The sequence below is a fragment of the Parabacteroides gordonii MS-1 = DSM 23371 genome, from assembly GCF_000969825.1.
GTDB classification, from domain to species: Bacteria; Bacteroidota; Bacteroidia; order Bacteroidales; family Tannerellaceae; genus Parabacteroides; species Parabacteroides gordonii.
This window is the reverse complement of sequence record NZ_KQ033920.1, coordinates 1,026,615-1,048,108: the sequence shown is the minus strand read 5'-3', so window position 1 is coordinate 1,048,108 and position 21,494 is coordinate 1,026,615. Positions and strand designations below refer to the sequence as shown.

The window sequence follows — 21,494 nt, the reverse complement described above, 5'->3', positions numbered from 1 at the left end:
CATTTCAAAAGACCCTTATTTTATTTAGGGTACTACCTTCCGAACAATTTGTTAAGTAAATCTTTCTTTCCCATCTTCTGTAATGCCTGGGTTATTTGCCGGCGAAATTCCGGTTTATACCAGAAGAAGAACTGTCGTTGTGCCAGTTTCTGCTCTTTGGTACGTGCGGTATAAACTTTCTCCAGCGTATAAGGATGATAACCGGTATAGTACATTTCGGTAGCCAGTGTCATCGGCGTAGGAGTGAAGTCCTGTACCTGTTCCAGTTGGAAATGCAGTTTCTTTGTTTCGATTGCCAGCTTGGCCATATCCTCTTCCGTACAGCCCGGGTGACTGGAAATAAAATAAGGGATTAACTGCTGGTTCAGCCCTTGTTGCTTATTGACGCGGTCGAATATCTTCTTGAATTGTCCGAATTGTTCGAAAGAAGGCTTACGCATCATCTTCAGTACATTGTCTTCCGTATGCTCGGGTGCTACCTTCAGGCGTCCCGATACATGCCGGGCGATCAGTTCTTCCGTATAGCTTTGTGCTGACTTATTCACGATTTCATCGTCGTAACGGTGCAAAAGAAGGTCGTAACGGATACCGCTGCCGATGAATGAGCGTTTGATGCCCGGCAGACGGTCTACCGCTTTGTAAATATCCAGCAACGGCGTATGATCCGCATTCAAGTTCTTACATATCACCGGTGAGATACAAGACGGCTTTTTACATTTGGCACAGATACTCTGATCCTTGCCCTTCATCCGGTACATATTGGCTGAGGGGCCTCCCAGGTCGCTCAGGTTTCCTTTGAAGTCGGGCATTTCCGTGATCGCTTTTACCTCTTTCAGTATAGACTCTTTACTCCGGGAAGCGATGAACTTTCCCTGATGTGCTGAGATCGTACAGAAAGCGCAGCCGCCGAAACATCCCCGGTGCATGTTGACGGAGAACTTGATCATTTCGAATGCCGGTATCGTTTTCCCTTTATATTTCGGATGCGGCAACCGGGTATAGGGCAGATCGAACGATGCATCTACTTCGGCTTCCGTCATGGGTGGGAAAGGCGGGTTGACCACAATAGTCTGCTTTCCTGCCTGTTGAAGAATACGGGATGCATTATACTTATTCGATTCCTCTTCAATATGCCGGAAGTTTTTAGCTTGTTTCAGTTTGTCACGCAAACACTCTTCATGTGAGAAAAGTACGATGTCATCGGTTTTTTTCTCTTCTTTATCTGTCAGATAAGCTGTCTGGCGGATATCTCTCAGCTGATCGAACGCTTCTCCTTTCTGCAGGCGGGTGACCAGTTCTCTGATAGGTAATTCGCCCATTCCATAGATCAGCAGATCAGCCGGGCTGTCTATCAGAATACCCGGACGAAGTTTATCCTGCCAGTAGTCGTAATGAGTCAGCCTACGTAAAGAAGCCTCGATTCCACCGAGCACGACCGGTACATCGGGATAGAGTTCCTTTAGTATTTTGGTATAGACAATGCTAGGGTAATCCGGCCGCATACCTGCCCGGCGATCCGGTGTGTATGCATCGTCGCTGCGCAACCGTTTGTTGGCGGTATAGTGATTGATCATCGAATCCATCGCACCCGGAGAGACTCCGAAGAAGAGACGGGGTACTCCCAGCTTTTTAAAATCACGATAATCCCCGCGCCAATCCGGTTGCGGAACGATCGCCACACGAAGCCCCATTGCTTCGAGCGTACGTCCTATAACGGCAGCACCAAACGAAGGATGATCCACATAGGCATCCCCGCTAAAAAGAATAACGTCTATATAATCCCATCCCCGTGCATCAACTTCTTTCTTGGTTGTAGGCAACCAGGCTTCAGGTCTGAATGTTTTCATGGTGCAAAGATAATAATTATATATGATAATGATTGACGGTTTGTTTCCGGTTGATTGGTATAACTTTTGTTTATAGCGGATAGTATTTAATGATTGGCACATGAAGAATCAATCCCTTATCTTTGCAATCGAAAAAAACAGCATTGCATTGCAAACATTATCAGCTAGATAAGTGTTCTTTTAGCAAACATAATTATTTTAAAAACAATACAGTATGAAAGCATTAACAGACGAAAAGCTCACCATCGTAGGCGCAGCAGGTATGATCGGTTCTAACATGGCACAAACAGCATTAATGATGGGTCTGACTTCTAATATTTGTCTTTACGATCCTTTTGCTCCGGCCTTGGAAGGAGTTGCCGAAGAAATGTTCCAATCAGGATTCGAATATGCAAATATCACCTTTACTTCTGATATCAGCGAAGCATTAAGAGGTGCAAAATATGTGGTTTCATCCGGTGGTGCAGCTCGTAAAGCCGGTATGACTCGTGAAGATTTGCTGAAAGGTAATGCAGAGATCGCAGCTCAGTTCGGTAAAGATCTTCGTACTTATTGCCCGGATGTTAAGCATGTGGTAGTAATTTTTAACCCGGCTGATATTACAGGATTGATTACGTTGCTGTACTCCGGATTGAAACCTTCTCAGGTAAGTACACTGGCTGCCTTGGATAGCACTCGTCTGCAAACTGCTTTAGCTCAACATTTCGGTATCCGCCAGAACCTGGTGAAAGGCTGCCGTACTTATGGTGGTCACGGTGAGCAGATGGCTGTTTTCGCTTCTACTGCAACTGTAGATGGTAAACCGTTGCTGGATCTGATCGGTACACCGGAACTGACCGACGAACAATGGGCTGACCTGAAAGTTAAAGTGATACAGGGTGGAAAACGTATTATCGAATTGCGTGGCCGTTCTTCTTTCCAGAGCCCGTCTTATCTGTCTATTGAAATGATCCGTGCCGCTATGGGTGGCGAAGCTTTCCGCTGGCCTGCCGGAACATACGTACATACAGGTAAATTCGACCATATCATGATGGCTATGGAAACAGAAATTACAAAAGACGGTATCTTCTATAAAGAAGTGGAAGGTACAGCCAAAGAAAATGCCGAACTGGAAGAAAGCTACGTACACCTGTCAAAATTGCGTGACGAAGTGATCAGCATGGGTATTATCCCGGAAATCCATTTGTGGCACACAATCAACCCGCACATGAAATAAGAAGTTTCTTATATGTTATATACGAAGAAGGGAGTGACCGGTTATCGGCACTCCCTTTCTTTCGTTTTATCTTTATTGATTGCGTATACCGTTGACTATATAAAGTTCGTCGGTATCTTCCATTTCCTGTATATGAAAAAACGGTTCCATCAGGGCGGCAACTTCCCGCGCCGGGGGAAGGCCGAATGAAATCCGGTTGGCTTGTTTGTTATGATGGCCGTTGATCGATTCCCGTCCTTCACTGTGGCAGATCACGAGTTCGCCACCGGGAATAAGCAAGCTCGCCAAATGGGCGATCAGTTTATCCGGTTGCTCGAAATGGGGGAATACACTATAGGCTATGATAAAGTCGAACTGTTCGTCTTTCAGATCCATTACATCCAGACAACGGAAATCGACTATGGGTGTTGCATATTTGTTATGAGCCATTTCAATCATCCGGGGAGAAATATCTATTCCGGTAATATGGGCGGGAGAGTAGGTCAGGAGATATTTTTCCAATACTCCTGTTCCGCATCCGACATCCAATATACGCAATCCCTTGTGTAAAGTCGTCTGTTCAAGAATATGGTTGATCTTTTCCGGCGCATGATAGCATAGTTCATCCCAGCGATCAGCCAATGCATCAAAGAAGTTGGCTATGACATTCATGGTAATTGTCCCTCCCAGACAAAGCAATCGGAAAATTGTTCCTTCAGGTGAGTCGGATTTTCAAACAGTCCGAATACGGAAGAACCGGATCCTGACATGGAAGCATAAACCGCTCCTGCCTGGTAAAGAGACTCTTTTATCTGACCGATAACCGGATGTTTGGTAAAGACGCTCTTCTCAAAATCGTTTATCATTAAGTTTCTCCATTCAGTAACCGGTTTGCGGATGATCTCTTTTAAAGAAATTTCCGGAGCTTTCGGTGAAACCAACGAATAGGCTTCAGGGGTGGAAACGGCTACATCCGGCTTTATCAGGCAGAAATGATACCCTTTCAGTGAGAGGTCGACAGGTTCGAACTGGTTACCCGTTCCGCTGGCAAATACCGGTGTGTTACGGATAAAGAAAGGACAGTCTGCTCCGATGGATGCGGCTATTCTCTCCAGTTCATCCGCATGGATATTCAGTTGGCAGAAATCATTCAGCAATTTCAGCATAAAAGCTGCGTCAGCCGATCCGCCACCCAATCCGGCACCGAAAGGGATTGCTTTAAGCAAATGGATCTCGAGCGGAGGTATTTTATATTGTGTTTTTAGCAGGTTCAATGCTTTTATCACGAGGTTTTTTTCCATCGGAGCATCTACTTGAATCCCTGTCTGGGTGAAAGATAATTCTTCTGCACTCACAATTTCGAGTGCATCTTTCACCGGTATAGGATAAAATACGGTTTCTATATTATGATAACCATCCGGTCGTTTATTAACGACGTTGAGTCCCAGGTTTATTTTGGCATTAGGAAAACAAATCATATATGGATCCTTTAAATTTTATATATTGTAGACAAACGTATATAAAATAATCCTTATAAACAAATTGTTATTTGTCCCTGTTTTTCTTTAACATATATGATAATAAAAAAAGCGACTACCCAAAGAGTGGTAGTCGCTTTTATGTGGAGTTGGAAAATGGATTACGAATTTTGGAAATCCTTTAGTTGTTTTTGTAGCTCCTGACGGGCAAAGAAAATACGGCTCTTTACAGTTCCCAGGGGGACATTCAGTTTATCAGCGATCTCATTATATTTATAACCGCTTAAAAACATGGAGAAAGGAACTTTCAGATCGTCGTTCAATCCGTTGATCGCTTTTGTGATTTCCTGGATCTGATATGCCTTATCCGGTGAATCAAATCCTGAATCATTGACAATATCCAGATTGTATAAGTCTGCACTTGAGTCGACGACTGTCTGTACACGTACAATCTTGTGATAGTTGTTAATGAAAATATTACGCATGACAGTCAAAACCCATCCCTTGAAATTAACATTGTCGACGAATTTATCCTGATTATCTAAAACTTTAAGTGTAGTATCCTGTAACAAATCCTGGGCATCGTCCCGGTTTGCTGTGAGCATAAGTGCAAAATTCATCATATTTTCTTGCAAGCCCAATAATTTTTGTTGAAATTGTATCCCATTCATGTTGCTAACTTTTTGAATGTTTAATGATCGGTTAAGTGCTTTATATCTTCATAAAGTACATTACAAAAATATGTAATTTAAATGAATGAAACTAATCATTTTTGGAATATTAATACTTGGCGTTGTTAATTGATATTTATAGGCTAAAAGAGCTTTGTGTTGAACAGAATATACAAGTTTTGGACTTGTATAAGTTCATTATTTACAAGTAGGCCTGTCAGATTTTTCAACAAGATGTTCTTTTGTCTGTAATACGGCAAATTCGTATTTTTAAGGCTACTCTTATTACTAAAAAAGCTGATTTACGGGAATATTGATTATCTTCGCCTCCGGAATTCTCAAATTATTAATACCAATTGGAAAACTAAAAAGAAAATGAAACGTATCGTTTTTTTAGACTATGTACGCGTGTTTGCCTGCTTCCTCGTTATGGTGGTTCACGCCAGTGAAAATTTTTATGGTGCTCCCGGGTCTACAGATATGGCGGGGCCGCAATCCTTCTTAGCCAATGAGGCAGACCGGCTATGGGTGTCTGTGTATGACGGTTTTTCACGTATGGCAGTTCCCCTGTTTATGATTGTCTCCGCCTTTCTTCTGGCACCGATGAAGGAGGGACAGACTATGTGGCAGTTTTATCGGCAGCGTTGTATCCGTATCCTGCCGCCATTTTTTATCTTCATGATCCTTTACAGCACACTGCCCATGTTGTGGGGGCAGATAGATGGAGAAACTTCAATAAAGGACTTATCGCGAATATTGCTGAATTTCCCTACGTTGGCCGGGCACTTATGGTTTATGTATCCTCTGATCAGTCTTTACCTCTTTATACCTATTATATCACCCTGGCTGAGTAAAGCCACGGCAAAAGAAGAACGCTTCTTTATCGGGTTGTTCCTGTTAACGACCTGTATGCCGTATCTCAACCGCTGGTGTGGTGAAGTGTGGGGGCAATGTTTCTGGAATGAATATCATATGTTGTGGTACTTCTCCGGTTATCTGGGGTATCTTGTGATGGCACATTACATACGTGTTCATCTTACCTGGGATCGCTCCAAACGTCTTGCCATAGGATTCGTCCTGATGGTCGTAGGAGCTGCACTGACCATCTATTCGTTCTATATCCAGGCTATACCCGGAGAACTTCATACTACTCCCGTAATAGAAATAGGATGGGCTTTCTGTACGATCAACTGTGTGCTTCTTACCGCGGGCACGTTCCTTATGTTCACATGTATAGACCGTCCGAAGGCTCCGAAGCTGATAACAGAAATGTCGAAACTTAGCTATGGTATGTACCTTATGCATATATTCTGGCTCGGATTATGGGTAACAGTGTTCAAGCAAACTTTGGCATTGCCAACTGTTGCCGCCATACCCAGCATTGCTGTGAGTACCTTTGTCAGTTGTTATGTAACGACAAAGATTCTATCGTTTCTACCCGGTAGTAAATGGATCATCGGAGATTAAAATAATGTAAGTGTTTTAGTATAAAAAAGCCCCGGCATTCTACTTGGAGAAAATGCCGGGGCTCTTTATATGTTAACCTCGATCCATTAAGGTTCTGCAATCGTTTCTTCTGCAAGGATACGTGCCTTGTCGGCATCGCTCTGGATATTGGGTTGTTCCAGACCGTAATGCTTGATGCCATCTTCACGTTTCAGCAGTAAAGCGATGACCAGTGCCAGCACACCGAAGCAGGTAAAGATAGCCATCGGAAGCGTATAGTCGTAAGCCGGTTTGCCTGTGCCGTTGTCGATCTTACAATAGTTATCCAATACCCAGCCAATCAACAGGGGAACCATGCTTAAGCCGATGTTCTGTACCCAGAAGATCAGGGCGTAGGCTGTACCTAGTTGCTTTTCAGGGATTACTTTCGGAACAGATGGCCACATGGCGGACGGAACCAATGAGAAAGCGATACCCAGCACAACCATTACGATAGTAGCAAACCACCATTCGTTGAGGATAGGCAGCGTAAACAACAGGTGGACACCGATCAGCATCAATGCTCCATAGATCATGATAGTTGCCCCTTTTCCTTTACGGTCGTACAGATTACCGAAGAATGGTGTCAACAGGATCGTACCGAAGGGGAGAATAGCAGGGATATTTCCGGCCAAGTCAGGATCTACACCATATTTGTTGACCATCAGGTCGGTTGCATATTTCAGGAAAGGGAATACGGCTGAATAAAACAATACGCACAACAAGGCAATCAACCAGAACCCCTTGTTTGTAACGATCAATCCGATATCTTTCAGGCGGAATGGCTCTTCCTCTTCTGCCTGTTCGATGGCACTCATCGACGTATCGAGCTTGCGATCCATCACACAGAACACCAGAAAGGCGATCAGACCGATACAAAGCATACAAAGACACAACAGGATGGGAGCGGAGATGCTTCCGAAGAATTTAGCGGCCGGAACGGTGATAGATAAGGCCAGAGCCGTACCCAGACGGGCTGTAGCCATTTCCAGACCCATCGCCAATGCCATTTCTTTTCCCTTGAACCATCTTACAATGATCTTGGAAACGGTGATACCGGCTGTTTCCACACCCACACCGAAGATGGCATATCCAATGGCTGCAACCATCACTTGTGCTTTCCATCCGAAGATTTCGCCATCCATCGTGAAAAAGTCGGAGATAGCATAATATTTAAGAGAACAACCGATAATCATCAATATACAAGCACCGACCCCGGTAAAGCGGACACCCATCTTATCGAGTATGATACCGCCAATGATCAGCATGAAAAGGAATACGTTGAACCAACCGTAGGCACTGGTGAAGAAACCGTATTCGGTACTGTTCCAGGAAAGCTGTTCTTCCAGCATCGGTTTGAGCGGTGCCATCACGTCGGTGAGGAAATATCCGCAAAGCATAGTAAATGCGACGAGCGCGAGTACGCTCCATCGGGCGACCTTCGAGTCGCTCAGTTTTTGATGAATTTGTTCAATCATGATATTTGTTTTAATTAAGTTATATTATTTGTCTTCTTTCATGAATAGCGGAAGGGCATCGGCTACGACGAAAGTACTTCCACCGATAAAGATCGCATCGTCTTCATTAAGCATCTCCAGAGCCCATTTAACGGCCGAGGGTACGTTGTCGCGGACAATACCTGTCAGTCCGTGTGCTTTCCCGATCGCGGCCAGTTCGGCTGCCGGCATAGCCCGTTCGACGGAAGCTTGTGTGAATATATAAAATGCACCTTCTTTGGGCATCAGGCTTACTACTCCATTCACATCCTTATCATTTACCATGCCGACAATCATTATCATGCGGAGTGTCGTCCGTCTCAGGTTTTCCAGGTTGAATTGCAGGTATTGCCAACCACCGGGATTATGTCCGGTATCGCAAACCACTTTCGGTTTGTCCTGTAATACTTGCCAGCGTCCCATCAATCCGGTCAGCTCCACTACATGTTCGAACCCTTCGCGTACGGCTTCCCTGGGAATATCCACTCCCAGTTCATCGAGCAGGCTAAGAGCTCCCAGTACAGTCTGAGCGTTTCTGAACTGAACCGCACCACCCAGCTGGCCGAACAATTGTCCGTATTCGGCAGTGTCCAGATACCATTCTCCCGTATCCATCAGATATGATTTCTCATGATTGATCAATTCTTCTTCGGATGCCAGATAGATCATTGTCTGATTTCGTTCGGCTGCTTCTGCAAATACATCGAGAACGCCCTGGTTGTCGATCTCACCTATCAACGCCGGTATTCCCGGTTTGATGATTCCCGCCTTTTCAAAGGCGATCTTCTCTACCGTGTCTCCCAGGAACTGGGTATGGTCGAGACTGATATTTGTAATGATACTCAGGATAGGGGTGATGATGTTCGTACTGTCTAACCGTCCGCCCATACCTGTTTCGATAATGGCAAAGTCGACCTTTTCGGAACGGAAGTAATCGAATGCCATAGTGGAAGTCAGTTCAAAGAAGGAGGGGCGGAGGGGTTCGAATGTGGTACGGTGGCGCTCTACGAAATCTATTACATATTCTTTGGAAATCATTTTGCCGTTGACACGGATGCGTTCGCGGAAGTCGATCAGGTGAGGAGAAGTGAAAAGCCCGACTTTATATCCTGCCTGCCGGAGGATAGCTGCCAGTAAATGGCAGACGGAACCTTTCCCGTTAGTTCCTGCTACATGGATCGTCCGATAAGCTTTATGCGGATTACCCAGATAATTATCAAGTGCGATACTGGTATCAAGTCCGGGTTTGTAAGCGGATGCGCCGCTGTGCTGAAATACCGGAGTGCTTGTATATAAATAATGGAGCGTTTCTTCGTAAGTCATGTTCTTCGTTTTTATAATTGGCAAAAGTAGTTAATTTTATTTATACCTTTGTGCCCGTTTGTATAAAATATAGAGTAGAAAAAGATGAATAAACAACGTGTAGCTTATACTCCGATCGGTGGGGTATGTTCTAAAATGATAATTGTGGAAGCTGAAGATAACGTTATATCGAATGTGCAGATCGTAGGCGGTTGCCAGGGCAATACACAGGGATTGTCCAGGTTATTGGTCGGTATGGAAATACAAGACGCTATCCAACGGCTCGAAGGTATCGACTGCCGCGAACGAGGAACATCCTGCCCGGATCAGCTGGCCCAGGCATTGAAGAAATTATAAAGTGTCTTTGACCAGTCTGAATCCATTGTTGAAGTGTTTGCTTCCCGGATAAATGTAGTAGTGGCAGGTAGGACGGCAGGAAGCCCGTTCGTTGAACCAGGTGCCGCCGCGTACAACGGCATACTCCCTGTCTTCTTTGGTAAACCTGTCGGAACACCATTCCCAGACGTTGCCGCTCATATCGTGAATTCCCAGTTCGTTCGGCTTTTTCGTTCCGACCGGATGGGGTTTGCCTTCGGAGTTGCCGGCATACCATCCCAGGCTGTCGAGTTCCATTCCTCCGCTGTACAGATGGTCGCGTTTGCCGTACAAGCCGCCACGGGCTGCATATTCCCATTCCTCTTCGGTAGGCAGGCGTCCGCCCGCCCATTTACAGTATGCATTGGCTCCGTACCAGGTGATGTAAATGGCCGGATAGGCTTCGTAACCCGGTACGGGTTTGCCCTGCCGTATTCCCCAGTTGCATTCATAATATAAAGGTTGTCCGGCATCAGGCCCTTCTTTTATCACAGCACTTTTGTAGGTATCGAGGAATGCGGCGAACTGGAAGTTGGTGATCTCGTATTTGCTGATAGAGAAGCTTTTCACCGTTACTTCGTGAGGCGGGTTATTGTCTTCCTTATAGGTCGATCCCATTTTGAAGGTACTGCCTTTTACTGCGATCATTTCCGGATTGATATTGGTCGACAACCATTTCCGGAATTCGATATCCCTGATCCGTTTGCGGGCTTCTTCGCGGTCTTCTTCCCTGACGTCGCTTTCGATGAATTTATTGAGGTAAGAGATGGATATGTCGTAGGCTTCAGCCCCTTTTATCGGGAGGAGACGTTCGTACATGGTGGCCAGTGCGATATAGCCGTCGGTGCGTTCCGGGTCGAGCCGCACTCCCTGCTCGTATAATTTGTATGCTTCTTCGGTGTATTTGTTTGTTTCGATCGGGCCGCCTGTCAGCGAGAGCAGATCGTCTGCCTGCCTTATACAGTTGTCCGCATAAGGGTTGATTTGGTTACTGATCATACGGGCAAACTTCGTCTTTTTCATTTCCACCGGGATCAAGCGGTAGAACTGGCGGAGCGAATCGGGCGACAGTTTCTTCATAATGCGGGTCAAGAGGAATTGTCCGGCATATTTATCCATATTGCTTTCAATGAAGTCAATGCGGATAGAGTCGCGTTCCTGCTGGGCGGCATGTAATTCGATATCGACTTCCAGCTCCTGGCTTCCCCGTACCGGCCTGGGGCTTCCACCGCCGAAGGATAGCTTGAGTGTCTTTTTCTTTTTGTCGTCATCCTTTTTCTTGCCGGTGGCACCCAAGTCGTGCAAAAACATGGAGACGGTGCTGAGGCTGTCTATTTTTATATTCAGGTCGTGGGTGTTTTCCAGATAGACGGCATATCCCATGTGGGTGGCGGCTCCTTTGAAATGTAATCCGTTCGGGAAGTCGGATAAGTCGCCTTTGATGAACAAGGTGTCCCGGTCGATAAGCAGGTCGCAATAATAGAATTCGTCGTCTATCGTAGTGCATAACCATAAATGTTGAGGAATATCGGGCAGGGTTCCTTTCATGGTGAATTCTCCTTTTTCGATACGCATCGAGTTAATGATCCGTTGGTTCTCGTATTGTTTGAGAAAAAAGACAGAACCTTCTTTTACGCCTGTTATATGTGCTTGTATTACATACCGGTCGTTTGCTGTTAGCCATGAGGTACAGCAGAGAAGTAACAAGCTTATCAGTATTTTCATATTCATTAGTGTATTCTATGGTTCATTTATAGTTATTCCTTACTTATGCCACTGCCTTGGCACAGTTGTGCATTGCCTGTGGCACAATTGTGCACATGCAGTGGCACTTTTGTGCCATAGGCAATGCACTTTCAGTCAATAATAAGTTTGTAACCGATTCCCCGTACATTCAGTATCTTTATACTAGGATCGTCCGATAGTTTATGGCGCAGCTTTGTAATGAAAACATGAAGGCTGCGGGCATTAAAGAAAGAGTCGTCGCCCCAAAGGTCGAGCAGGACATCTTTCATCGGCAATACATGATCCTTGTTTTCGCAAAGACGTTTGAGTATTTCCGACTCGCGGTTGCTTAACAGTTGCTTTTCTCCACAATATTGCAGGGTTTGCGTGATGGAGTCGAATGTGTATTGTCCGAGGTTGAAGGTCGACTTTTCTTCTTTACGGACGGTGATCTTATTCAGCAGGGCTTTGATACGGATGATCAGCTCGGCCATGCCGAAGGGCTTTTTGAGGTAATCGTTACCGCCCAGTTCGAAGCCTTCGACCACATCATTCGCTGCTGAACGGGCCGAAAGGAAAAGGACAGGGATCTGGCTGTCGGTCTTGCGGATATGACGTATCAGGGTGAAGCCGTCTATCTTCGGCATCATGATATCTGTTACAATGATATCCGGTTTTACTTCTTTGTAAAGAGCCAGGCCTTCTTCGCCGTCGGCAGCCAATACGATGTCGAACTCTTCACCATCCAATGTATCTTTGATGATCATTGCAAGGGTCGGTTCGTCTTCTACCAGTAATACTTTTATCTTTGCCATATTCTTCTCTTTTTCAGTTTTTAAAATGGAGGGTAAATGTGGTTCCTTTGCCCGGTTGGCTTTTTACGGATACCGATCCTCCGTGTTTGGCCATCATGTCCTTTACGTAATAAAGTCCCAGGCCGAATCCTTTTACATTATGCAGGTTACCGCTGGGTACCCGGTAGAACTTATCGAATATATGTGGCAGGCTGGCTTCACTGATACCGATTCCGTTGTCGGTAACGGAGATACGGATCCCGTTTGCTTGTGTCTCTGCCTGTATGGAGATATCACAAGGTTTATCTCCCGAATATTTCACGGCATTATCGATCAGGTTTCCCAACATATTATAGAAATGCGTACGGTCTGCAAATACTGCAATGTTGTCCGGGATATTTACGGTGAAGTTGACAGGCTTACCGGCCTTCAACTTGTGTTGTTCAATGAGCGGAGGAATGATATCCGTGATAGGAATCGATTCCTGTTTCAGACGGAATGTATTACGATTCTCTACCGAAAGCGTAAGGATCTGTTCGACCAGGCCGCTTAGCTGGGTCAGTTGTTCACGGATAATTCCGAGGTATTTCTTTTGTTTCTCGTTGGCGTTGTTGTCGTAATTGAGTAATACGTCGTTGGCCGCGTAAGCAACGGATATCGGCGTTTTCAGTTCGTGTGTCATATTGTTGGTGAAGTCCGTTTTCAATTCTTCTACGGTCTTTTGCCGGAGAATAGTATGGATCAGATAGATGAAAGCTATCAGGATCAGGATCACGAGCAGGAGGGAGGAGATGAGTATTCCGGCCATCTGTTTGAATACCAGTAGAGAAGGCGTATTTAATGTTAACTGGTAATATTGTTCCGATTGTGTAGAGATCGGATAGTTGAATTGGATGGCTTTATTCCAGTTCTCAGCCGTTTTCAAAGAGTCGGCAGACAGGAAAGTCACTACTACTTCCGGCAAACTGTCGACCAATTGTACGACTTCCAGTTTGTGAGGAACAAAAATATCATGTTGTTTGAGTTCTATGGAAAGAAGGCTATCGTATTTATTATAGCTGATTGGCATGAGCGAGTCTATTTTGAGGTGGAGGGCTTGCTGTATTTGTCCTTCCAGGTTGGTAAGCAAGCTCAGGTATTCGTTCAGGGAGTTTGCTATATCCTCGTTTTTGAATGGATTCTTATCCGTATGGACGGCAAAAGTATCCATCATCCCTACTTTTTCAGTTTCTTCATCCTCTTCTTTTGAAAAGGAAAGACGTTGATTTATCTCTCCGTGAACATCTCCTTGGGTCAGTTCGTCGATGCGGAAAAATACTTCCTTGTAATCAGCCATACGCATGGCTTCCTCTATGTTATCGTTGATTTGCTTCGAGGTTGAGTCGTACAATCCTTTCAGCCAGTATCCCTGTGAGAACAACAGTGCCGCCAATGATATACTGATCAAAGCGGCTATAATCTTAAAGCTTAATTTTGTTTTCATGTCTAAAACCTCTTCTTTCAGACAAAAGTAATGGATAAGTTCGGGAGTTTCGGGGTTATGATAAGACTAAATAACACTTCCCGGATAAGTAGAAAGCCAATTCATAATAAGCCCTATAATTATGGCAATGGTGAAACTGGCAAGTGTCCCGATCAGAACATACTCAGTGGTTTTGATTTCTTTACTTTTATTCAATTCTCCAAATCGAAAAATAGATTTGGCAGCTAAAAGAAATCCTATTGCTTCAATTTTTCCAATCAATATAAAAGTTATAATCAATATTCGTTCGAGATAGCCAATCCATTGACCTGCATTTTGAAGACTTTCAGATACGTTACCTTTCTCTCTCCATCGTTTGGTGAACAGTCCGAGGAATATAGATGCAGGTTTTAGTATAAGCAGATAACCGATCAGATATATCCAACATTTGTCACATTTCATAATGTTTTGAAGTATATCTCCGACAGCTGCATATTGTTTGGTTATTACCACCCATAACGTACAAAGTACCAGGATGTGTAAGACCTGATCTATGATAAATGAATATAGTTTCTCTTTCTGAGTGATTTTCCATAAGTCGATGGCGAAATGTGTTATGAAAATAATAGGAATAATGAACCAACAATTCCATAGTCCTGCAACAATATAAGTAACTAAGGCTTGTGTCAGGCTGTGGATGATATGATATTGGTATTTACCTTCCCGTTTTTTTCTAACAATTTTATTTGTTTGTAAAATGAAATCTACAATCAAATGGGAGAATAATAGTTTTAGTAAAAGATTCAGGTCTGTTAATTCCATAATTATTATTGTATTAAGGTTGTTGTCAATTGTTCATAGCGATTCAGGTAAAGTTCTATTAAGTTTACTTTTCCCCCAATTAATAGTTTGCTGATTGCTTGTGATGATTTTCGTAAATCATCGGCAATCTCTTTTTGCGTTTTGCCGGTTGATAGAAACAAAAATATTGCCTGAGCCTGTGTGATCGTCCAATTCGAAACAATATCGTCGACCAAAGCGGTACTGACTATAAATTCTTCATTGAAGTTTTCCCAGGGAGTTCTGATTGCCATCTTTTTTGAACGGCCTAATTTATCAAATTCCCAACCGGAGTTACGGAAAGCTTCTCCATCGGATTCGATTACACTTTGTTCTTTTTCAAAGTCGATTGTTCCCAGACCTAATGCAACCCGCGCATCCCATCGGAAAGCGGTGGGTGACTTAGCCTGCAATCCGGCTCGTATCAACAGAGTAATCCTTAATGCTTGTATGGGGTTGTCCACTAGTATTTGAAAGCTGTCGCCGCGATAGATATCCAGGCGGATCTCTCCCCATTTTCGGGTGTATTGTACAATACCCTGAATAGTGTCCAACAATAGATTTCTGTCTGCTGGATTTATGTGAGTAGACTGAATGATATCTCCTGTAATTACTCCTTTTATTTTCATATATTTATGGAAAGGTTTTTATCCGAAAGCAAATATACTGATATTTATTAAAAGAACAACCTGTTTGGGTTGATTTAATAAAAACAACCTGTTTGGGTTGATTTGAGGAAAACAACCGAAATAGGTTGATTCTTGTTGAAACGATGAATTTAGATATAGCAGGTACACTTCCCGGATAGCAAAAGATATATGTTCTGTCATCAAAGCATATATCTTTTGTTGTCAAAGCATATATGTTTTGCTATAAAAAGTCCATTTTATTTTATAGCTTTGCGCCTTATTTCCTATAAGATAGCCAGATGTCGATATTAAGATACCTTTTCATATTATCAGCCTGTTCGCTGATCACTTCTGATTTACATGCCCAGTTTCTGGATTATGGAACAGATCCTGCCCGTTTCAAATGGAATGTGGCGAAACTGCCGCACTACAATCTGATCTATCCTCAGGGAAATGATTCGATGGCTTATCGATATGCTTTGTATCTGGAGAATGTTTACCCGCATGTCAAAAAGACGATAGGGGAACCGATGAAGAAAAAGTTTCCGGTCATTCTTCATCCGGCCAGCATGTCGTCCAACGGATTGGTATCGTGGGCACCGCGACGAATGGAACTGATTACGACACCCTCGTCGAAACTGGATGCGCAGAGCTGGGATAAACACCTGGTACTGCATGAGTCGCGTCATGTAATTCAGATGGGAAAACTGATGCATGGTATTTTCAGGCCTTTATACTATATAATAGGTGAACAAGCTGCGGGAGTGGCTGCTTTCTTTATGCCATCCTGGTTTCTGGAAGGGGATGCAGTAAGTACGGAAACGGCCATGTCGAACGCCGGCCGCGGACGATTGCCGGAATTCAATATGACGTATCGGGCACAAATGCTCGGGGATGGAGAATTATTTTCGCTCGATAAATTATTATTGGGTTCCTATAAAGATTATACGGGGGATTATTATGCGCTGGGGTATGACATGACTTCTTATGCCAGGTATCGTTATGGCAGCGATATATGGGATAAAACGACAAGCCGCTACATCTCCGTCCCGTTTCTTTTCTCTGCCGCTTTCAAACACCATGCGGGTGTCAGTATAAATGAACATTACAAAGAGACGTTCGACTATCTTAAAAATGAATGGGAGAAGCAGGACACAGGTGTAGTTGTTCCTTCTTATTCTTCTCCTAAAGTAAAAAAATATACATCATACCGATATCCCCAGCTACTGAACGACTCTACGATCATAGCCGTCAAATCGAGTCTGGACGATTTGAATTTTCTTGTCCTGCTGACGGACGGGAAGGAAGAACGTTTGACTTATATCGGCCGGATCAATAGCCGTTTGCATATCCGTAACGGGCATGTGTACTGGACGGAGATCGTTCCGGGAATTCGTTGGACACATGAAAACTATTCGGTGCTGAAGCGGTATGATCCGGAGGAAAAACGCATTACAACACTTACTCCCCGCCAACGTTATCTGGCTCCTGCAATCGATGAGCAGGAAAAGAGGGCGGCTGTTTCCCGTTTTGCCATCGATGGTAAAAATCAGTTGGTGCTGGTCGACCTGGAAACCGGGAAAGAACAGATCGGGTTTGATGTTCCGGAGAATGCTTTTATTAAGGAATTGACATTTGCCGGGAATGATACAGTGGTTGCCGTAGCCGTTAATGATGGCGGAATAAGTCTTTTGCAGTTGGATTTACTGACTGGTAATTGGAATGAGATATTAAATACGACGGCCAATATAACTTCACCGATCTGGTACAAGGGACGTTTATTCTTTGAATCCGGTGCTTCGGGTACCAATAATATCTATACGCTAAATTTACCGGATACTGTTGCTTACCGGCTGACCTCTTCCCGGTTCGGTGCTTTCGACCCAGCCTTTTCTTCACAAGGAGACAGACTTTATTTTTCCGATTATCAGGCTAAAGGATACCGGGTAGCTTCCCTGCCGACAGATAGTTTGTTGGAACAGGTTACGGATCTGGGAGAACCATATCGTTTCCCGTTAGCTGAAACACTGGCGGCCCAGGAGCAGTTTAATCTGGATGTTGCCCCGTTGGACTCGGTTGCATTCAATCCTGTTCCATACCGGAAAGGATTGCATACATTTAAAATACATAGCTGGGCTCCTTTCTATTACGATGTGGCGGAAGCGATGAGCAGTGGAGCCGATGATTTAGCTACGATTGTCAAACCGGGTGTTATGGTCTTATCGCAGAATTCGCTGAACACGGCTATTATGCAAGCCGGCTGGTATTACAAAAAAGGATATCATCACGGTAGGATGGCCTTTACCTATAAAGGATGGTTCCCGGTGATTGACCTGGCTGTGGATTATGGGGAGAAAGCGTTCGATATGAGTTGGGAGAAGAATGAGGAAGGAAAAGAAATTTCCCGGTTACGCTATACCGACCGAAACTTGTTGAAAGCGGATGTACGTGTTTATTTGCCTTTCAACCTGACGAAGAATCATTATGTACGGGGTATTCAGCCGTCTCTGACTTATTATTTTACGAATGATAAGTATCAGCAGTATGATAGCAGGAAGTATCGCAATTTCCAGTATATTTTACCGGAAGTACGATTTTATAATTACAGGCAGCTTGCCCAACGTGATATTTTGCCACGCTGGGGGTATCAGGTTCGCCTGCAATATCTGAACTCACCGTTTAATGGCGAAAACTACGGGGATTTGTATGCGGCTCGCCTGACAACCTACTGGCCGGGAATTATCCGTAACCATAGTTTGATGCTTCGTGCCGGTTATCAGTATCAGAATCTGAATGGAAAAGCACTATATCTTCCCAAGCGTCTGCTGGATGAAACAAGAGGGTACGATTATTTGTATCAGACCCATCAGCAGTGGGCGTTCAAGGCCGATTATGCTTTTTCAATTATTTCCCCGGATCTCAGCATCGGTCAGTTCGCTTATATCCGTCGCCTGAGAGCCAATCTTTTTTACGATCTGACCCGCAACCAGGCTCGTGAACAGGGTGGATGGACAACACAGAGTTCATGTGGAACAGACCTGATCTTTGACTGGAATGTTCTTCGTATGACGTTCCCGCTTACCACCGGAGTGCGTTTGATACAACCGATCGATTATGGCAAGTTCCAGGCGGAAATGCTGTTTTCAATTACTTTCTAACTGATCCTTTGCGGATAGCTTCTTACAAAGCATCCAGTTGCCGGTAGGTAGTCGTGATAATAGATTCAGCCTGTTTGTAGGATGCTTTTATTTTTTCCGTATCCGGAAACTGTTTGTCGTTAGTAGAAGATATTGTTTCAAATAATCGGAAGATCTGAGTTTCCGCATCCTGCAATTGTTGGATATAGCCGGTGTTTTCATCATTCCATAGAAGTTGCCAATGGAGATATTTCTGTCCGTTACCGCGGTATATGGAGTAAACTTTATCTTTCAGGCGGGAGGCATAATAGCAGAGCGGGGCAGTCTGTAAAGCGGCATCGTACTGTATGAAGGAAGGCTGGTCTTTCCCCGTTTTTACCCATAACGGCAAAGCGATAGAGGTCGGCGGATATCCTAGCATAGTCCACATAACCGTATGTTCCGGCGACATGCCCGGTTTTACTCCCTGTATTACGATAGAAGCCGTACTTTCTGAACGGGGAATGAAATCCTGTTCTACGAACCAACCGGAATGTTTGTTCGGGCTTTCATCCGGATTTTTCAGGTCTATATCCAGTAAACTATTATAGAATGAGCGTGAGGCTTCCTGAAAGATGCGTTCCGGTGTAAATCCTTTCTTTTCCATTTGTTTGAATATTTTCCGTGCACTATCGTAACGGATATACCCCAAACCTTCATCTGTACGGCCTTCGAAAGAAAAGTTCGTATAGATGAGGTAACCGTCAGGAGCTAAACCGGTATCGTTGACGTCTTTTTTATAGTAACGTTCGTTGTTCGTTTCGTAATATGCCGCACCACCATACGCATCGATTACTCCGAAGTTGGCTTCCACCCGTAAAGGACGCTGTAAGGTATCGAGCAGATGTTCGAAGTCCTGTATGGTCTTACAGGTTTTCAGTGCCTGCCGCATCAACAGTCCTTCGTGATCCATCTCTTTTACATCATCATCCTTTAGATTGAATGAAGCTGTATTCATAATGGAGAAGCCGGCTTCGTTGCTGCCTGTCCAGACGGCTCCGTTCGGATCGTCACTGTTTACCAGTCCCAGGAAACGGTAACCGCCTTCATCGATATAGGCGATATGGTTGTAAGGAGCTTCGGTGTCCCGGTGTTTCCACATCAAAGGACGTCCGTCGGGTGTCGCTTTCCCTGAGATAATAACAGAGGTACAAGCTTGTTGCTGCTGGAGTGAAAAACAAAAACAGAGAATGAATGATAAGACGAGTTTTTTCATGATGAACAGGCGTTATATATTTAGCAGCAAAAATATAAACAATAAATCATTCTATATAATATTATTGTTTATTTTCATCAGTAAACGTTGAAATAATATCATTCGTATCATTAGAATATCCCCATTTTTATCAGATTGCGTATAGCTAACTCTGTCGCTTGATCTATGGGTACCGTGGCGTAGATGAGAGATTCGAATCTGAGGGTTTCATATCTTGGAATTATTTAATTTTGAGCCAACATGCAGCAAATCGGGATGGAACGCCAGCAGCCATCCTTTCTGGCAGAGTAGTTTGTTATGGTCTATCTTAATCGACTCGCCCAGAGTGAGGAACAGCTTTGTGGCTATCATCGCCTTTTCCACTGCACTTTGGATTTTATTATTAGATGTTCCTATGTGGAAGTCTAATTTTCATCCAGATATCCGGCTTGTTGCTTATTTTGATAGGAGTAATGTTATTTCTTAAATACATTATAAAATCAGATATGAATAGACCTCATATTTTTTGTCACATGCTGACATCCCTTGATGGGAAAATGATTGTCCGAGCGAGTCACTACAGACGATTGTTTTTCATCTATCAGTGATTTTGGTTAGATAATCAGTGATTTATATACCTTTATGATGGATACTATTCTGTAATTTTGTGCCATAATACTAGAAATTAAAACTATAAAGGGCAATGAAGATTAAAAGTATTGTTATGGTAGTGATCATGATGTTATGTATCACTATAAATGCACAGGAACAGAGTAATAAGACATTGGTTGCTTATTTCTCGGCAACAGGAACAACGGAGAAAGCAGCAAAGTTGATTGTAGAAGTTACAGGTGGAACGCTCTACGAAATACAACCTGAAAAAGAATACGTCACTGCTGATTTGGATTGGCATGATAAATCTTCACGTAGCAGTGTGGAGATGTCAGATGCTAAATCACGTCCTGCATTAAAATCTAAACCGGAAAATCTTGCAGATTACGATACCATTTATATAGGTTTCCCTATTTGGTGGAATTCAACTCCGAGAATCATCAATACTTTTATTGAAAGCGGTGATTTTGCAGGCAAAGTGATTATTCCGTTTGCAACATCGGGGAGCAGCAGTATTTCTAATGCGGAAAAAGAGTTGCAGGAAACCTATCCTGATATGAAATGGCAAAAGGGCCGCCTTTTGAATGGTGCGACGAAGGAAGATATTAAGAAATGGACTAAAAAATAAATTATTATGAGAAAGAATTTTGGGGCAAAGCCCTTTACTTATCCGCAGCCGGTGTTTATTATCGCTGCTTATGATGAAAACGGTACTCCCAACGCTATGAATGCGGCTTGGGGTGGTATCAGCGAGATGCATGAAATTAGTATTTGTATTAGTGAGGGACATAAAACGACAGCCAATATACTGAAGCGTAAGGCTTTTACCGTGAGTATGGCAGAGGTCGGACAGGTGATAGCCTGTGATTATGTGGGTATTGTTTCCGGTAATAAGGTTTCGGATAAATTTGCTCGTGCAGGTTTCCATGCGACTCGTTCGGAGTTTGTGGATGCACCGTTGATCGACGAATTATCCGTTGTGCTGGAATGTAAATTGAAGGATTATAATCCTGAAACCTGTATTTTGCGTGGTGAGATAATAAACGTAAGTGTAGACGAACGTGTTCTCGACGAAAACGGAAAAGTAGATGTATCCAAAGTGTCTCCTATTATATTCGACCCGTTCAATAACGATTACCTGGAAGTGGGTAAAAAGGTTGGCAATGCCTTTTCGGATGGTAAGAGATTGAAATAAGGAGCAACTTTCGGAGG

Annotated in this window: 18 protein-coding genes and 1 pseudogene; 6 read left to right on the top strand and 13 right to left on the bottom strand. The window is 43.8% G+C overall.

Annotation, left to right across the window (positions count from 1 at the left end):
* Nucleotides 1–32 precede the first annotated feature (32 nt).
* The gene (locus HMPREF1536_RS21325) at nucleotides 33–1,847 is read right to left on the bottom strand and encodes a YgiQ family radical SAM protein (protein ID WP_028729133.1); all 1,815 of its coding nucleotides are present in this window, start codon (nucleotides 1,845–1,847) and stop codon (nucleotides 33–35) included.
* A gap of 214 nt (nucleotides 1,848–2,061) precedes the next feature.
* Between HMPREF1536_RS21325 and HMPREF1536_RS21320 the strand changes: the two genes are divergently transcribed.
* Complete coding sequence (locus tag HMPREF1536_RS21320) at nucleotides 2,062–3,063, top strand: malate dehydrogenase (protein ID WP_028729134.1); 1,002 nt, start codon at nucleotides 2,062–2,064, stop codon at nucleotides 3,061–3,063.
* Between the two features lie 72 nt (nucleotides 3,064–3,135).
* Here the strand turns inward: HMPREF1536_RS21320 and HMPREF1536_RS21315 are convergent, their stop codons facing one another.
* The 3 genes from HMPREF1536_RS21315 to HMPREF1536_RS21305 all read right to left on the bottom strand — a co-directional run bounded on the left by HMPREF1536_RS21315 (nucleotide 3,136) and on the right by HMPREF1536_RS21305 (nucleotide 5,191).
* Nucleotides 3,136–3,714, bottom strand: coding sequence for a class I SAM-dependent methyltransferase (locus tag HMPREF1536_RS21315; RefSeq protein ID WP_028729135.1), 579 nt, complete (start codon nucleotides 3,712–3,714; stop codon nucleotides 3,136–3,138).
* Nucleotides 3,711–4,520 (bottom strand): 4-(cytidine 5'-diphospho)-2-C-methyl-D-erythritol kinase, encoded by an 810-nt coding sequence (gene ispE, locus HMPREF1536_RS21310; RefSeq protein ID WP_028729136.1) that lies wholly within the window; start codon nucleotides 4,518–4,520, stop codon nucleotides 3,711–3,713. Before ispE ends, HMPREF1536_RS21315 begins: the two co-directional genes overlap by 4 nt.
* A 161-nt stretch (nucleotides 4,521–4,681) precedes the next feature.
* Nucleotides 4,682–5,191, bottom strand: coding sequence for an RNA polymerase sigma factor (locus HMPREF1536_RS21305; RefSeq protein WP_028729137.1), 510 nt, complete (start codon nucleotides 5,189–5,191; stop codon nucleotides 4,682–4,684).
* Between the two features lie 375 nt (nucleotides 5,192–5,566).
* Between HMPREF1536_RS21305 and HMPREF1536_RS21300 the strand changes: the two genes are divergently transcribed.
* Entirely contained in the window at nucleotides 5,567–6,658 is a 1,092-nt protein-coding gene (locus tag HMPREF1536_RS21300) for an acyltransferase (RefSeq protein ID WP_028729138.1), read from the top strand.
* 86 nt (nucleotides 6,659–6,744) lie between these two features.
* On the opposite strand, the gene HMPREF1536_RS21295 is transcribed toward HMPREF1536_RS21300, so the two are convergent.
* Together HMPREF1536_RS21295 and HMPREF1536_RS21290 are read right to left on the bottom strand one after the other, a co-directional pair.
* Entirely contained in the window at nucleotides 6,745–8,154 is a 1,410-nt protein-coding gene (locus tag HMPREF1536_RS21295) for an MFS transporter (RefSeq protein ID WP_028729139.1), read from the bottom strand.
* Between the two features lie 24 nt (nucleotides 8,155–8,178).
* On the bottom strand, nucleotides 8,179–9,495 hold the full coding sequence (locus HMPREF1536_RS21290; RefSeq protein WP_028729140.1) for a bifunctional folylpolyglutamate synthase/dihydrofolate synthase: 1,317 nt from the start codon (nucleotides 9,493–9,495) through the stop codon (nucleotides 8,179–8,181).
* 84 nt (nucleotides 9,496–9,579) lie between these two features.
* Between HMPREF1536_RS21290 and HMPREF1536_RS21285 the strand changes: the two genes are divergently transcribed.
* Nucleotides 9,580–9,831 carry a TIGR03905 family TSCPD domain-containing protein gene (locus tag HMPREF1536_RS21285; RefSeq protein ID WP_044193104.1) on the top strand — a complete coding sequence of 84 codons (252 nt, stop codon included), beginning with the start codon at nucleotides 9,580–9,582 and terminating at the stop codon, nucleotides 9,829–9,831.
* Here HMPREF1536_RS21285 and HMPREF1536_RS21280 read toward each other — a convergent pair.
* From HMPREF1536_RS21280 to HMPREF1536_RS21260, 5 genes are all read right to left on the bottom strand, one after another.
* Complete coding sequence (locus tag HMPREF1536_RS21280) at nucleotides 9,826–11,574, bottom strand: SUMF1/EgtB/PvdO family nonheme iron enzyme (protein WP_044193209.1); 1,749 nt, start codon at nucleotides 11,572–11,574, stop codon at nucleotides 9,826–9,828. The genes HMPREF1536_RS21285 and HMPREF1536_RS21280 overlap by 6 nt on opposite strands.
* A 131-nt stretch (nucleotides 11,575–11,705) precedes the next feature.
* A complete protein-coding gene (locus HMPREF1536_RS21275) occupies nucleotides 11,706–12,389 on the bottom strand; it encodes a response regulator transcription factor (RefSeq protein WP_028729143.1) in 684 nt (227 codons plus the stop codon).
* Nucleotides 12,390–12,402: 13 nt separating this feature from the next.
* Nucleotides 12,403–13,851, bottom strand: a complete 1,449-nt coding sequence (locus HMPREF1536_RS21270) for a sensor histidine kinase (protein ID WP_028729144.1) — start codon at nucleotides 13,849–13,851, stop codon at nucleotides 12,403–12,405.
* A gap of 66 nt (nucleotides 13,852–13,917) precedes the next feature.
* Entirely contained in the window at nucleotides 13,918–14,652 is a 735-nt protein-coding gene (locus HMPREF1536_RS21265; RefSeq protein WP_028729145.1) for a DUF3307 domain-containing protein, read from the bottom strand.
* 5 nt (nucleotides 14,653–14,657) lie between these two features.
* Nucleotides 14,658–15,299, bottom strand: a complete 642-nt coding sequence (locus HMPREF1536_RS21260) for a hypothetical protein (protein WP_028729146.1) — start codon at nucleotides 15,297–15,299, stop codon at nucleotides 14,658–14,660.
* 299 nt (nucleotides 15,300–15,598) lie between these two features.
* Between HMPREF1536_RS21260 and HMPREF1536_RS21255 the strand changes: the two genes are divergently transcribed.
* Nucleotides 15,599–18,457: a TolB-like translocation protein gene (locus HMPREF1536_RS21255; protein WP_028729147.1), complete on the top strand. Its 2,859-nt coding sequence runs from the start codon at nucleotides 15,599–15,601 to the stop codon at nucleotides 18,455–18,457.
* Nucleotides 18,458–18,479: 22 nt separating this feature from the next.
* Here the strand turns inward: HMPREF1536_RS21255 and HMPREF1536_RS21250 are convergent, their stop codons facing one another.
* Both HMPREF1536_RS21250 and HMPREF1536_RS27730 read right to left on the bottom strand, forming a co-directional pair.
* Nucleotides 18,480–19,691, bottom strand: coding sequence for a C45 family peptidase (locus HMPREF1536_RS21250; RefSeq protein WP_028729148.1), 1,212 nt, complete (start codon nucleotides 19,689–19,691; stop codon nucleotides 18,480–18,482).
* A 243-nt stretch (nucleotides 19,692–19,934) separates the two neighbouring features.
* Nucleotides 19,935–20,036, bottom strand: a pseudogene (locus HMPREF1536_RS27730) (AraC family transcriptional regulator); the annotation flags it as partial.
* Between the two features lie 337 nt (nucleotides 20,037–20,373).
* On the opposite strand from HMPREF1536_RS27730, the gene HMPREF1536_RS21245 reads away from it, so the two are divergent.
* Nucleotides 20,374–20,910, top strand: a complete 537-nt coding sequence (locus tag HMPREF1536_RS21245; protein ID WP_028729149.1) for a flavodoxin — start codon at nucleotides 20,374–20,376, stop codon at nucleotides 20,908–20,910.
* Nucleotides 20,911–20,916: 6 nt separating this feature from the next.
* Nucleotides 20,917–21,477 carry a flavin reductase family protein gene (locus HMPREF1536_RS21240; RefSeq protein WP_028729150.1) on the top strand — a complete coding sequence of 187 codons (561 nt, stop codon included), beginning with the start codon at nucleotides 20,917–20,919 and terminating at the stop codon, nucleotides 21,475–21,477.
* Nucleotides 21,478–21,494 lie beyond the last annotated feature (17 nt).

Excerpts from the sequence above, each read along its gene's own strand:
- HMPREF1536_RS21325 (WP_028729133.1), bottom strand. The coding sequence starts at position 1,847 with ATGAAAACATTCAGACCTGAAGCCTGGTTGCCTACAACCAAGAAAGAA.
- HMPREF1536_RS21320 (WP_028729134.1), top strand. The coding sequence starts at position 2,062 with ATGAAAGCATTAACAGACGAAAAGCTCACCATCGTAGGCGCAGCAGGT.
- HMPREF1536_RS21315 (WP_028729135.1), bottom strand. The coding sequence starts at position 3,714 with ATGAATGTCATAGCCAACTTCTTTGATGCATTGGCTGATCGCTGGGAT.
- ispE (WP_028729136.1), bottom strand. The coding sequence starts at position 4,520 with ATGATTTGTTTTCCTAATGCCAAAATAAACCTGGGACTCAACGTCGTT.
- HMPREF1536_RS21305 (WP_028729137.1), bottom strand. The coding sequence starts at position 5,191 with ATGAATGGGATACAATTTCAACAAAAATTATTGGGCTTGCAAGAAAAT.
- HMPREF1536_RS21300 (WP_028729138.1), top strand. The coding sequence starts at position 5,567 with ATGAAACGTATCGTTTTTTTAGACTATGTACGCGTGTTTGCCTGCTTC.
- HMPREF1536_RS21295 (WP_028729139.1), bottom strand. The coding sequence starts at position 8,154 with ATGATTGAACAAATTCATCAAAAACTGAGCGACTCGAAGGTCGCCCGA.
- HMPREF1536_RS21290 (WP_028729140.1), bottom strand. The coding sequence starts at position 9,495 with ATGACTTACGAAGAAACGCTCCATTATTTATATACAAGCACTCCGGTA.
- HMPREF1536_RS21285 (WP_044193104.1), top strand. The coding sequence starts at position 9,580 with ATGAATAAACAACGTGTAGCTTATACTCCGATCGGTGGGGTATGTTCT.
- HMPREF1536_RS21280 (WP_044193209.1), bottom strand. The coding sequence starts at position 11,574 with ATGAAAATACTGATAAGCTTGTTACTTCTCTGCTGTACCTCATGGCTA.
- HMPREF1536_RS21275 (WP_028729143.1), bottom strand. The coding sequence starts at position 12,389 with ATGGCAAAGATAAAAGTATTACTGGTAGAAGACGAACCGACCCTTGCA.
- HMPREF1536_RS21270 (WP_028729144.1), bottom strand. The coding sequence starts at position 13,851 with ATGAAAACAAAATTAAGCTTTAAGATTATAGCCGCTTTGATCAGTATA.
- HMPREF1536_RS21265 (WP_028729145.1), bottom strand. The coding sequence starts at position 14,652 with ATGGAATTAACAGACCTGAATCTTTTACTAAAACTATTATTCTCCCAT.
- HMPREF1536_RS21260 (WP_028729146.1), bottom strand. The coding sequence starts at position 15,299 with ATGAAAATAAAAGGAGTAATTACAGGAGATATCATTCAGTCTACTCAC.
- HMPREF1536_RS21255 (WP_028729147.1), top strand. The coding sequence starts at position 15,599 with ATGTCGATATTAAGATACCTTTTCATATTATCAGCCTGTTCGCTGATC.
- HMPREF1536_RS21250 (WP_028729148.1), bottom strand. The coding sequence starts at position 19,691 with ATGAAAAAACTCGTCTTATCATTCATTCTCTGTTTTTGTTTTTCACTC.
- HMPREF1536_RS21245 (WP_028729149.1), top strand. The coding sequence starts at position 20,374 with ATGAAGATTAAAAGTATTGTTATGGTAGTGATCATGATGTTATGTATC.
- HMPREF1536_RS21240 (WP_028729150.1), top strand. The coding sequence starts at position 20,917 with ATGAGAAAGAATTTTGGGGCAAAGCCCTTTACTTATCCGCAGCCGGTG.